Origin of the sequence: Campylobacter sp. 2018MI10, assembly GCF_018501175.1 — a bacterium.
In the GTDB taxonomy this organism is placed as follows: domain Bacteria; phylum Campylobacterota; class Campylobacteria; order Campylobacterales; family Campylobacteraceae; genus Campylobacter_E.
In genome coordinates this window covers 1-12430 of the sequence record NZ_JAHCZD010000001.1, presented here as the reverse complement: position 1 = coordinate 12430, position 12430 = coordinate 1, and the positions used below count along the sequence as shown (strand labels likewise).

Annotated in this window: 13 protein-coding genes; 12 read left to right on the top strand and 1 reads right to left on the bottom strand. The window is 28.4% G+C overall.

Features of this window, described 5'->3' with window-relative positions; genetic code table 11:
• The first annotated feature begins 1 nt into the window (after window position 1).
• The 10 genes from KJR01_RS00065 to KJR01_RS00020 all read left to right on the top strand — a co-directional run bounded on the left by KJR01_RS00065 (window position 2) and on the right by KJR01_RS00020 (window position 9267).
• Complete coding sequence (locus KJR01_RS00065; protein WP_214115735.1) at window positions 2-1822, top strand: hypothetical protein; 1821 nt, start codon at window positions 2-4, stop codon at window positions 1820-1822.
• Between the two features lie 2 nt (window positions 1823-1824).
• Window positions 1825-2436: a guanylate kinase gene (gene gmk / locus KJR01_RS00060; protein WP_214115734.1), complete on the top strand. Its 612-nt coding sequence runs from the start codon at window positions 1825-1827 to the stop codon at window positions 2434-2436.
• A 1-nt stretch (window position 2437) separates the two neighbouring features.
• Complete coding sequence (tatA, locus tag KJR01_RS00055) at window positions 2438-2668, top strand: twin-arginine translocase TatA/TatE family subunit (protein ID WP_214115733.1); 231 nt, start codon at window positions 2438-2440, stop codon at window positions 2666-2668.
• A complete protein-coding gene (argS, locus tag KJR01_RS00050; protein WP_214115732.1) occupies window positions 2668-4260 on the top strand; it encodes an arginine--tRNA ligase in 1593 nt (530 codons plus the stop codon). The genes tatA and argS overlap by 1 nt, the downstream gene beginning before the upstream one ends.
• On the top strand, window positions 4257-5318 hold the full coding sequence (locus KJR01_RS00045) for a YeiH family protein (protein ID WP_239803498.1): 1062 nt from the start codon (window positions 4257-4259) through the stop codon (window positions 5316-5318). The genes argS and KJR01_RS00045 overlap by 4 nt, the downstream gene beginning before the upstream one ends.
• Window positions 5318-6253, top strand: coding sequence for an agmatine deiminase family protein (locus tag KJR01_RS00040; protein ID WP_214115731.1), 936 nt, complete (start codon window positions 5318-5320; stop codon window positions 6251-6253). The genes KJR01_RS00045 and KJR01_RS00040 overlap by 1 nt, the downstream gene beginning before the upstream one ends.
• Window positions 6254-6331: 78 nt before the next feature.
• A complete protein-coding gene (gene cysK, locus KJR01_RS00035) occupies window positions 6332-7240 on the top strand; it encodes a cysteine synthase A (protein ID WP_214115730.1) in 909 nt (302 codons plus the stop codon).
• Window positions 7233-7754 (top strand): serine O-acetyltransferase EpsC, encoded by a 522-nt coding sequence (epsC, locus tag KJR01_RS00030; RefSeq protein WP_214115729.1) that lies wholly within the window; start codon window positions 7233-7235, stop codon window positions 7752-7754. The genes cysK and epsC overlap by 8 nt, the downstream gene beginning before the upstream one ends.
• Window positions 7755-7796: 42 nt before the next feature.
• Complete coding sequence (locus KJR01_RS00025; protein WP_214115728.1) at window positions 7797-8735, top strand: carbon-nitrogen hydrolase; 939 nt, start codon at window positions 7797-7799, stop codon at window positions 8733-8735.
• A 61-nt stretch (window positions 8736-8796) separates the two neighbouring features.
• Window positions 8797-9267: a hypothetical protein gene (locus KJR01_RS00020; RefSeq protein ID WP_214115727.1), complete on the top strand. Its 471-nt coding sequence runs from the start codon at window positions 8797-8799 to the stop codon at window positions 9265-9267.
• Window positions 9268-9364: 97 nt separating this feature from the next.
• Here KJR01_RS00020 and KJR01_RS00015 read toward each other — a convergent pair whose 3' ends face one another.
• On the bottom strand, window positions 9365-9766 hold the full coding sequence (locus KJR01_RS00015) for a hypothetical protein (protein WP_214115726.1): 402 nt from the start codon (window positions 9764-9766) through the stop codon (window positions 9365-9367).
• Window positions 9767-9991: 225 nt separating this feature from the next.
• Here KJR01_RS00015 and KJR01_RS00010 point away from each other — a divergent pair, with 225 nt between their 5' ends.
• A complete protein-coding gene (locus tag KJR01_RS00010; protein WP_214115725.1) occupies window positions 9992-10990 on the top strand; it encodes a c-type cytochrome in 999 nt (332 codons plus the stop codon).
• A gap of 113 nt (window positions 10991-11103) precedes the next feature.
• The coding region (locus tag KJR01_RS00005; protein WP_214115724.1) for a cache domain-containing protein at window positions 11104-12430 on the top strand (1327 nt) is incomplete at its 3' end.

Sequence of the window (12430 nt, the reverse complement as noted above, 5' to 3'; positions counted from 1 at the left end):
AATGAATGCAATATTAATTAATAAAAATCCAGCAATTTCAAGATTAATAAGCCTTAGTTTGCAAAAATTAAATATTACTTATAAAGAAATAAATAATTTAGAAGAGCTTGAACCTTGTGATATTATTATAGCTGATAATGAGTGTGAAGTTGATATTAAATTATGTCAACAAATGTCTAAAAAATTAATTCTTATATTAGCAAAAAATGAAACAAGTAATGATGCAATAGTTATTCATAAACCATTTTTACCTACTGATTTTATAGATTTGATAAATAGTTTTAAAGACGAATTAAAAGAAGATTTTAATACTAGCGATTTAGATAATATTGATTTATTAAGTGATGATATTGATTTGGAAGAATTTAAAATAGATAATATCACTGATTTAGATAGTTTAGACTTGAATGATTTTGGTAATAGTTTAGGTTTGGAAACTAAGCTTGATTTAGATAATACTGATGAATTAAATTCTATAGATGATTTTAACATAGATAATATTGAAGAACTTGATAATTTAAATAACGATGAATTATTGCAAGATTTAGATAGTTCTAATGATTTAACTTCTTTAGATGATGAATTATTGCAAGATTTAGAGAATTTAGATGATGTTGATAATAAATTTAGTGAAGAATTGGATAATATTGAAGAACTTGATAATTTAAATAATGATGAAGCATCTCAAGGTTTAGATGATATTAATAATGAATTAGATGAGAATTTAAATACTCTTGATGATTTAAATTCTTTAGATGATGGATTAGATACGAAATTATCTGATTTTAATGAAGATGGGAATTTAAATAATGATGAATTATCACAAGATTTTGATAGTTCTAATGATTTAACTTCTTTAGATGATGAGTTAGCACAAGATTTAGATGATACTAATGATGAGTTAGATGAGAATTTAAATACTCTTGATGATTTAAATTCTTTAGATGATGAATTAGATACGAAATTATCTGATTTTAACGAAGATGAGAATTTAAATAATGATGAATTATCGCAAGATTTGGATACTTTAAGTGATATTGAGAATTTAGATGAATTAAGTAATGCTATTGTTTTAGAAGAAGATTTAAAAACTACGAAAGATATAGATGATTTAGAAGAGAATTTAAATAATGATTTAAATTTAGATGATTTGAATAATATTGATGAATTTTCATTACCTGAAAGTTTTGAAGAATTAAGTAGAGATTATCAAGATTTATTGCAAGATGATATTGATTTTACAAGTTCAAATGATTTAGAAGAAAATATAAACGATAGTTATGAAGATGATAATTTTAAAGAGTTAGAAGATGATTTAAATACAGAAATAACAAATGATTTTGATGTTGTTACGGGTGATTTAGATGTAGCTGAAGATATGAAAGATGATTTTATTGATAGTGGTTTAGAAGAAGAATTTGAAGATGTGAAAGAAGATTTGAATGTTAATAATCATTTAGAAGATATTCAAGATAATGAATTAGGTTCTTTAGCTGCTTTTGATGATATTAAAGATGATATTGAAGATATTCAAGAAATTGTAGGAGATGAAAAAGTGAGTGATTTTGATGATTTAAATGAAATTGAAATTAAAAAAGCGTTAGGGGAGGAAGTTGTAGAATTATTAGACAATAATGAAGATATAAAAGAAAAAAATAATGATTTTACTAATAGTATAGAAGCAAATGTTGATGATGACATTAGTGAAGTTAGCGAAAATGTTACAAAAGCAGTAAATCAAGCTATTATCAATAGCACAAAAGGCACGAAAAATCGTATAAAAGATATAAATATATCAATTAATATAAGTTTTAAAGATTAATTATGGCAGGAATTTTATTAATATCAGGCCCAAGTGGTGCGGGCAAAAGCACACTATTAGAGCGTTTAGCACAAGATTATAATGATTTTTACTTTTCAATATCAGCAACCACTAGAGCTCCTAGAGCAGGAGAAAAAGAGGGTGTAAATTACTATTATTTGACCCACGAAGAATTTGAATTAGGAATTAAAAATGATGAATTTTTAGAATATGCTAATGTTCATGGGAATTATTATGGAACGCCATTAAAACCAATTTATGACGCTTTAGAAAATGGTAAGAATGTTATTTTAGATATAGATGTTCAAGGCTTTAGAATAGTAAAAGATAAATTAGGTAAAGATTTTTTATCAGTTTTTATAAGTCCTGAGAATGAAAAAGTATTAAAAGAACGCCTTGTTTCTCGTGGCACAGAAAATCCTGATGTAATTGCTAAAAGACTTCATAATGCAACTGCTGAAGTTCAAGCTATTGGAAGATATGATTTTTTTATTATAAATGATGATTTGGAAAAAGCTTATAAAGAGCTTAAATTACTTTACCAAGCAGCAAACTTAAAAGTGTTAAATAAAGACATTAAAAAATTTATTTCAGAATGGAAAAAAGGAGAATAATATGGGAATAGGTAGTGGATGGCACTGGATTATTGTTTTATTAGTAATCATTTTATTATTTGGTGGTAAAAAATTACCAGAACTTGCAAAAGGCTTAGGAAAAGGTATTAAAACATTTAAAAAAGAAATGGCAGATGATACTACTGCAAAGCCTGTGAATGAAATTGATGAATTAGCTGATAATACTAAAAAAACTGAAGCTAATGAAGTAAAAAGCGAGCAAAAAGCCTAATGCTAAAGGAAAGTATTAAAGAGTATTTATCAAAAGTATTAGAATGCGAATTTAGTTTAGAAAGTCCAAAAGATAGAAATTTAGCTCATTTTGCAATGCCTTGCTTTAGCTTTGCAAAAGAGCTTAAATTAGCCCCAAATAAAATTGCAACAGATTTTGCAGAAAAATTGAAAAATTGTGAGATTTTTAGCAGTGTTGAAGCAGTGAATGCTTATGTCAATTTCAAATTATCAAATGATTTTTTAGATAAATTATGTAAAAATGCTTTAAATAACCCAGAAGATTTTGCAAAAAGTCCTAAAAAAAATTATAAAATCTTGCTTGAATATGTAAGTGCAAATCCAACAGGACCGCTTCACATAGGGCACGCAAGGGGTGCTATTTATGGAGATAGTTTAAATAAAATTGCAAAACATTTAGGCTATACATTTGATACAGAATATTATGTAAATGATGCAGGTAATCAAATAGATTTATTAGGCGAAAGCGTTATTTTAGCTATAAGAGATTTTGTTTTAAAAGAAAATGTTGAATATCCTGAAAGTTTTTATGGTGGCGAGTATATGCAAGAACTTGCTAGGATTTTTTATGATAAATTTAAAGATGATTTTATAAATAACAAAACCAAAATAGCAAGTTTAGCTAAAGATGAAGTCTTAAAAGAAATCAAGCAAACTTTAGCAAATGCTAGAATTAAGATTGATAATTATGTAAGCGAAACTGCTTATTATCCAAAGCTTGAAGAAACTTTAGAAAAATTAAAAAAAGCCGAAGCAACATATTTAAAAGATGATAAATTATATTTAGCATCTACAAAATATGGAGATGACTTAGATAGAGTTATCGTGCGTGAAGATGGTAGGGGGACTTACTTAGCAGCTGATATTGTTTATCACGATGATAAATTAAGTAGGGGATATGATAAAGTTATTAATATATGGGGAGCTGATCATCACGGCTACATTGCTCGTGTAAAAGCTGCTATGAGTGCTTTAGGGCATGATGCTAATAATCTTGAAGTAATCCTAGCTCAAATGGTTAATTTGCTAAAAAACGGACAACCTTATAAAATGAGTAAAAGAAAAGGTAATGTCATTTTATTTAGCGATGTTTTAGATGATATTGGCGTAGATGCTTTAAGATATATTTTTATAAGTAAACGTTGTGATAGCCCGCTTGAGTTTGATGTAGATGAGTTTAAAAAGCAAGATAATTCAAATCCTATTTTTTATATAAACTACGCACACGCAAGAATTCATCAAATATTTGCAAAAGCTAATAAAAACTTTAATGATGTAATTAATGTTAGCTTAAGTAATTTTAAAGATGAAAATGCACTTAATTTATTATTTGATGCTTTAGCTTTAAATGATGTTTTAGAAGACGCTTTTAATAGCAGAACTCTTTCTAAATTATGCGATTATTTAAAACAAATCGCAAGTTCATTTCATAAAATTTATAATGAAACTAGAGTTATTGGACATGAAAACGAAGAGCAATATTTAAAAATATTTGCTCAAGTTGCTTTATGTATAAAAACAGGTCTTAGCTTAATTGGTATAAATGCAGTAAGTAGAATGGAAAAAGAGTGAGTAAAAAACACAATAAATCCCCAGAGCAAGTAGCTTTGGGGGTAAATAAAATTTATAAAAGTAAAAAAATAGAAAGTTATGTAGTATTAGTAGTTTTAGCATTTTGTTCTTATGCTATTGGTGAATTAAGCTTTTTTAAGAACTTTGGAATATCAGCTTTAATAATTGCCGTAATTTTGGGAGCTGTTATTGGAAATTTCGCACATCATAATGTAAGCTTATTAAAAAAAACAGGTGCTTTAGGAGTATGCACTAAGCAGATTTTAAGACTAGGGATTATTCTTTATGGTTTTAGAATTTCTTTAAGTGATATTGAAAGCATTGGTTTAAGTGGAGTTGGACTTGCTTTTTTTATAGTTTTTTCTACATTTTTTATTGGCTTATTAATAGGAAAATTATTAAAAATAGACTTTTTACAATCAGCATTAATTGCTAGTGGTTCTAGTATTTGTGGAGCTGCTGCTGTTTTAGCTAGTGAGAGTGTGCTAAAAGGTGGTTCGGCAAGAGTTGGTATAGCAGTTTGCACCGTAGTTGTGTATGGTTGTATTGGAATGTTTGTTTATCCATTGGTTCAAAATCTATTTGATTTAGATGGTAGATTATTTGGCTTTTTAGTAGGCGGGACTTTACACGAAGTTGCACATGTTGTAGGAGCGGGTTCTAGTATAGGAGTTGATGGGGCAAATTCAAGTATAGTTATAAAAATGGTAAGAGTTTTAATGCTTGTTCCGTTTTTATTAATGCTTAGTTTTGGATTTAAAAAAGAAGAAAAAAAAGGCAATTTCTTAAATCAAATTCCTTGGTTTGCTTTAGGATTTTTACTAGCTTGTGGCATATCAAGTTTGCCTATTTTAAATACAGAATATGCTTTAAATGTTATAAAGCCTAATATTGCTATTTTTGATACATTTTTATTAAGTTTAGCAATGGTGGCACTTGGAGTAAATATTAGAAAGGATATGTTAAGCAAAGCTGGTCTTAAGCCATTTATTATGGCAGCAATTTTATGCGTATGGTTAGTGGTTGCAGCTTATGCTTATATAAAGGTGTTTTGTTAATGAGAGCAGAATGGCAAAAATGTGAATATATATTATTAGCATTACCTCATAAAGATAGTGATTGGTCGCCTTATTTAAATGAGATTTTAAATTCTTATTTAGAATTTGCAAAAGCTATTGCAAATCATTGTAAGGTGCTTTTAGTTCATCACGAAAGTGCAAATCTTGATGAGTTTAAAAAGTTAAATAATATAGAGTTTTATTGTTTTAATACTAATGATACTTGGATTAGAGATTTTGGTCCAATTGATAATAATTTGGATTTTGTTTTTAATGCTTGGGGGAATAAATTTAGTTCTAATTTAGACAATGCTTTTAATGAAAATTTGTTTAAAAATTATCTTAAAAAAGACCTAAATAAAATTGATTTTATTTTAGAAGGTGGTAGCATTGATACTAATGGCAAGGTATTATTAACAACTACTGAATGTTTATTAAACGATAATAGAAATCAACAAAGCAAAGAAGAAATAGAAAATACACTTAAAAAATATTTAAAAGTTCAAGAAGTTTTGTGGCTTGAAAATGGTGTCATTATAGGTGATGATACGGATTCTCATGTGGATACTTTAGCTAGATTTATTAATGAAAATACTATCGCTTATAGTTCTTGCGAAGATGAAAATGATGAAAATTACGCTAGTTTAAAAGCCTTAGAAGATGAGCTTAAAAAAACTAAATATAATCTAATCTCACTACCAATTCCTAGCCCAAAACATTATAATGGCAAAAGATTAGGCTGCACTTATGCTAATTTTGTGTTTGTAAATGATGCTTTAATAATGCCTTGTTATGATGATAAAAATGATGAATTAGTAAGACAAAAATTACAAAAAGCTTTACCTAATCATAAAATTATTTTAGTAAATGCCTTAGTCTTCGTAAGGCAAAATGGTTCATTACATTGTTCTTGTATGAATATATTTGAAGAATAATTTTATTTTCATAATTACTCTTTTTAATTAATTTTTTAATTTATAATAAAATTTTTATTTTAAAAACAAGGGGTAATTATGAAAAATATTTTAGATTTAGTAGGCAATACACCAGTAGTTAAACTCAATGCTTTAACAAATGACAAAATGGCTCAAGTTTATGTAAAACTTGAGAAATTTAATTTAAGCGGTAGTGTAAAAGATAGAGCTGCTTTAGCTATGATAGAAGAAGCTAAATTACAAGGAAAATTAAATTCTAATTCAATCATTTTAGAGCCAACTAGTGGAAATACAGGTATTTCTTTAGCGTTGATTGCTAGATTAATGGGCTATAAAGCTTGCATAGTAATGCCTGATACTATGAGTAAAGAAAGGCGAGATTTAATAAAAACTTTCGGAGCTGATTTAATTCTTACGAGTGGAAAAGATGGTATGAAAGGTGCTATTAATAAAGCTTTAGAATTAGCAAAGAGTGATAATAGATATATAATCTTACAACAATTTGAAAATCCAGCAAATACAAAAGCGCATTATACGAAAACAGCAGAAGAAATCATAAAAGAATTTAAAACTCTTGATTATTTTGTAGCAGGAGTAGGCACAGGCGGGACTATTAGTGGTGTTGGTAAGAGATTAAAAGAGCATTTTAAAGATATTAAAGTAATAGCAATAGAGCCAGAGCAATCTCCAATGCTTAGTAAAAATACAGCAGGAGCGCATAAAATTCAAGGAATAGGGGCTGGATTTGTTCCTGCTATTTATGATGCTAGTGTGGTTGATGATATTGTTTGTGTAGATGAAGCTGATGCAATTAATATGGTAAGATTATTAGCTAGTAAAGAAGGATTATTATTAGGAATTTCATCTGGTGCTAGTATATTTGCAGCTTTAGAATTGGCAAAAACTTTACCAAATGATAAAAAGATTTTAGCAATAGCTCCTGATGGCGGAGAAAAATATATTTCTATGGGGATTTTTGATGTTTGATAATTTAAAATATGATTTAGAAAATATTTTAAAAAACGACCCTGCAGCAAGAAATAAATTAGAAGTTTTTTTATTATATCCTGGTGTACATTCTGTGTTGTTTCATCGTTTAGCGCATTTTATGTATAAGAAAAAATTATTTTTTATAGCTAGATTTATATCTCAATTTTCAAGATTTTTAACAGGTATAGAAATACATCCAGGAGCAATAATTGGCAAAGGTTTATTTATTGACCACGGAATGGGAGTTGTGATTGGAGAAACGACTATTATAGGAGATAATGTTACTATTTATCACGGGGTTACTTTAGGTGGCACAGGTAAAGTTAGTGGTAAAAGACATCCTACCATTGAAGATGGAGTAATAATTGGAGCAGGTGCTACTATCTTAGGCAATATCACAATTGGTAAAAATGCAAAAATCGGTGCGAATGCTACTATTTTAAAAAATGTATCGCCAAATACAACAATGGTAGGAACTATAGGAAAGGAAATAATCAAGAATATAAAATAACTAGAATTTGATAATATCTTGAAAACTTATAAGGATAAAAATATGTTAAAAATTGGTTTAGTATCACAAAAATATAGCGAAAATATGAGAGAAATCACAAAAGCAAAGATTAAAAATGTTGCTAAAAAAGGTGCAAAATTAGTAATTTTACAAGAATTACACCAAAGTGCTTATTTTTGCCAAGTGCAAAATACTAATAATTTTGACCTAGCTAGTGATTATGAAAATGATTTGATTTTTTGGAGCGAAGTAGCAAAAGATAATAATATCGTATTAGTTACATCTTTATATGAAAAACGCCTAGAAGGTTTATATCACAATACTGCTATAGTTTATGAGAGTGATGGAAGTATTGCAGGAAAATATCGTAAAATGCACATACCTGATGATCCGCATTTTTATGAGAAATTTTATTTTACTCCAGGTGATTTAGGTTTTCGTGCGATTGATACAAGCGTAGGAAAATTAGGAGTTTTAGTATGTTGGGATCAGTGGTATCCTGAAGCTGCAAGACTTATGGCTTTAGATGGAGCGCAGATTTTAATATATCCTACAGCTATTGGTTGGCTTTATGAAAACGGCGTTAGCGATGATAGTGAAACTATGCAAGACCAATTAAATGCGTGGCTAGGCGTTCAAAGAGGACATGCAATAGCTAATTGTTTGCCTGTTGTGGGGGTAAATCGTGTTGGTTTTGAAGATGTAAGTCTTAGTGGCGAAAGCAGCATTACTCAAAATGAGAAAAAACATTTTATAAATAACAATGAAACTACTAAAAATGGTATTGATTTTTGGGGTAATAGTTTTGTATATGATGCACAAGGTAAAGAGCTATTTAGAAGCAATGAAAGCGAAGAGCTTGAAGTAGTAGTTGCTATAGATATGAAAAAATGCGAACAAATAAGACGCTGGTGGCCGTTTTTAAGAGATAGAAGAATAGAACATTATTCTAATCTAACAAAAAGAGCTATAAAAGAATAAATCATTTTGGAATTTAATTAGGAATTAGCATTAAGCTAATTTCTAATTGCTAGGATATTTTATGGCTTTTAAAAACGCAATTATTGATGATAGATTAGAGAAGAAATATTCTTTTGTAGATATTTGTATTAAGCATACTAATGATTGGTATCTCAAACAACATCATAAATTTCCTTATGATTGGTATATTGTAATAGATGAAGAATTAGACTGCTGGTTTATGAATTGTATGTATTTTGATGACCCAGAACTAGACCATGCAGAGCTTAATAAATCTTTGTGGATTTTATATTATAAAGGCGAACATATAAGGATAATTTTAGATTATGATATCAAACAAGAGATTGATAATGTAGTTTATGACAAAGTCTATAAAATACTTTCTATAAGAGATAATAAAACATTAAATGAAAAAGAAATAATAGCTTTATTAAGAGAAATATTAGCTGTTTATAAATGGGACGGAAGCTTAGATGAAAAAGAAGAATGCACAATTTATGTAAGAGAAGAAGTATTTAAAGATGAAGTGTAAAAGAATTTGATTGTTGGTTTAAAGATTTTATTTTTTAGTTTTTTGATTAATAAATTATGCTTTAAAAAGTTAAAGGCATAATTTATTTAATCTTTTATTAATCTTCTATCAATTTATATCCTAATGACGCATTATATATTATAAAACTATGGCAAGTATCAACTTGAAATTTATCAGAATCAGATTTAGGTTCTAAATCTACATTGTCATACCATTTTTTACACCAATCAGGCAAGCACGCATCTTGTATAACATAGCCTACTTCTACAACTTTATTATTTCTAGGGTCTGTTTTGAACGCACATTTTTTACCATAATTCATATTTCCTTGAGTTACTATGGTTTTATCAGGATATGTTCTTATGATTTTAGCTGTGTTAGTATTAGAATTGTTGTTATGGTTTATAACATTATTTACATTTAAAAGTTCTGGCATAACGCAACCTGTAGATATAAAACATAACGTACTAGCCATAATTATATTAATTTTTTTACTCATTTTCTCTCCTTTATATTAGTTTTTTATTTTAATAATATAATACTTATAATTGACTTAATACAGAATATCAAAATTAATACTTCATTTTTTTAAATTCTCTTAGTTTTATTTATTTTTTGTAAATTTGTAACAATTTTGTAATTTTTTACGATTTTTATGCTTATTTTTCACATTAAATTCACATAAAAATCCTAGCATTTTCTTAAATCAATTTAAGGAGAAGTTATGAAAACTAAAATTAGTATGATTTTATTATTATCATCTTTTGCATTTGCGATAGACCCAAGTGTGAATAAAACCAAATCAGAAACAGGCATTAAACAAGCTAAAATGAATTGGGTAGTGCCGAGTGCTATGAATGATGATGGGTATTTAGATGAAGAAAAATTACCTAAAGGCTCAAAATATATTGAAGCGGTGATTTTAGGCAATAAAATCCTAAATGAAACCACATATTACATAGGTCCAAAGGCAAAAGATGAGAGTAAAAGATATGCAGGAAATAATTTATCTTGCAGCAGCTGTCACGCAAATGGCGGGACTATTCCTTATGAATCAGGTTTTGTAGGAATTTATGCTAGATTTCCACAATACTTAGCTAGAGGCGATGTAGTCGCTACTCTTGAAAATCGTATAAATGGCTGTATGGAACGCTCTATGAATGGTAAGCCATTGCCTATTAATTCAGTAGAGATGAAAGCAATTGTAACTTATATGCACTATTTAAGCCAAGGTGTGCCAGTAGGTGCTAATGTTGAAGGGCAAGGACTTACTCAAGTAAAATTATTAAATAGAGCAGCTGATCCTAAAAAAGGTAAAGTTATTTATGAAGAAAAATGCTCGGCTTGTCACGGCGAAGATGGGGCAGGTATAACGAATGACGAGCAAAAAGGTGGATATTATGTATATCCTGCTTTATGGGGAGATGATAGCTATAACACAGGTGCTGGAATGTATAGACTAATAAAAGCAGCTTCGTATATTAAAGGTAATATGCCAAAAGGTGATGCTACTTTAAGTGATGAAGAAGCTTTTGATGTGGCAGCTTATATTAATTCAAAACCAAGACCAATTAAGGCTAATCGTGAAGCAGATTTTCCTGATAGAAGGACAAAACCACTTGATATGGATGTAGCTCCTTATGATGATGATTTTAGCATAGAGCAACATAGATTTGGACCTTATATAAAAATGCAAGAAGTTAGCAAATCTAAAGCAAAATAAGTAAAAAAGGAATTTCAATTTTGAAATTCCTAAAATCTTAATTAAATTTAACATTATTTATATTTTTAAATTTTAAAATTATGTTTTATTTAAAGTTTCAAAAGGAGTATGTAATGTTAAAAACTATAAAAGCAAAACTTGGTTTTGTTATTATTTTAGGATTGTTTGTTTTATTTTTGATGCTTTATTTATTTTACAATAATAATCAAAAGACAATTCAAGCTAATTCAAATGAGGTAGCAAGAATTATGCAAGTTGATATAGAAGAAAAATTAAAAATATCAACTGATGCAATGATTAATGCGCTTTCAATTCATTTAAAAGATTTACAGAGTGAAAAAGAGAAAATTGATTATATAGCACAAGCTATAGAAAATTTTAGATTCGACAATGGAAATGGGTATTTTTTCGTTTATAAAGATACCACAGCAGTAGCTCACCCAGTTAGCAAAAAGTTAATAGGACAAGATTTAAAAGGTATGCAAGCTTCTGATGGGACTTTTTTTATTCAAGAATTAAGCAAAAAGGCTAATTCTGGTGGTGGTTTTGTAACCTTTCCTTTCCCTAAACCAGGCACTGATATTACAGCACCAAAATTATCTTATATAGCATTAATACCTAATACAAATTCTTTATGGATTGGAACAGGTGTTTATTTAGATGAGATTGATAAGAATACTCACGAGTTAGAAAATTTAATCAATAGTAGTTTTGTTACGACATCTATTATTGCTTTATTTGTATTTATAGTGGTTTTTATCCCTTATATTGTATATGTGATGATGCTAATAGTAAAATCTTTAAGCAAATTAAATAATGGTATTAACGAATTCTTCTCTTTCCTAAACCACGAAAAAGAAGACGCTCACGAAATCATCTTACATTCTAAAGACGAATTTGGCTCTATGGCAAAAGCAATCAATGATAATATAGAAAAAACTAAATTATCTTTATTAAAAGATGAAGAAGCAGTAGAACAAAGCGTTCAAACAGCAGCAGCAATTGAAAGCGGAGATTTAAAAGCAAGAATTACTCTAAATCCTGCAAACCCACAATTAATTGAATTAAAAAATGTATTAAATAAAATGCTTGATACTTTAGAAGAAAAAGTTGGAGCTAATACAAATTCAATTGAAAAGATATTTGATGAATATAGCCAAAACGACTTTAGAAATGAAATAAAAAATGCTAAAGGTAGAGTAGAACTTGCAACTAATATGTTAGGTAAGCAAATAAGAGATATGTTAAAAACAAACCTTGAAACTGCAAGAAACCTACAAGATAAATCTAAAATACTAAAAACAAGTGTTAAAGATATAAACGAAGGTGCAAGAAAGCAAGCAAGTAGCTTACAAGAAAGTGCAGCAGCAGTAGAAGAGATGAGTGCATCTATGCATGCAGTAAATCAAAAATCAAACGAAGTTATTAAAAACGGAGAAG

What these genes read in the sequence shown, in the direction of transcription:
- cysK (WP_214115730.1), top strand. Translation starts at nt 6,332, where the DNA reads ATGAAAAATATTTTAGATTTAGTAGGCAATACACCAGTAGTTAAACTC.
- KJR01_RS00010 (WP_214115725.1), top strand. Translation starts at nt 9,992, where the DNA reads ATGAAAACTAAAATTAGTATGATTTTATTATTATCATCTTTTGCATTT.
- tatA (WP_214115733.1), top strand. Translation starts at nt 2,438, where the DNA reads ATGGGAATAGGTAGTGGATGGCACTGGATTATTGTTTTATTAGTAATC.
- gmk (WP_214115734.1), top strand. Translation starts at nt 1,825, where the DNA reads ATGGCAGGAATTTTATTAATATCAGGCCCAAGTGGTGCGGGCAAAAGC.
- KJR01_RS00040 (WP_214115731.1), top strand. Translation starts at nt 5,318, where the DNA reads ATGAGAGCAGAATGGCAAAAATGTGAATATATATTATTAGCATTACCT.
- argS (WP_214115732.1), top strand. Translation starts at nt 2,668, where the DNA reads ATGCTAAAGGAAAGTATTAAAGAGTATTTATCAAAAGTATTAGAATGC.
- KJR01_RS00065 (WP_214115735.1), top strand. Translation starts at nt 2, where the DNA reads ATGAATGCAATATTAATTAATAAAAATCCAGCAATTTCAAGATTAATA.
- KJR01_RS00015 (WP_214115726.1), bottom strand. Translation starts at nt 9,766, where the DNA reads ATGAGTAAAAAAATTAATATAATTATGGCTAGTACGTTATGTTTTATA.
- KJR01_RS00025 (WP_214115728.1), top strand. Translation starts at nt 7,797, where the DNA reads ATGTTAAAAATTGGTTTAGTATCACAAAAATATAGCGAAAATATGAGA.
- KJR01_RS00020 (WP_214115727.1), top strand. Translation starts at nt 8,797, where the DNA reads ATGGCTTTTAAAAACGCAATTATTGATGATAGATTAGAGAAGAAATAT.
- epsC (WP_214115729.1), top strand. Translation starts at nt 7,233, where the DNA reads ATGTTTGATAATTTAAAATATGATTTAGAAAATATTTTAAAAAACGAC.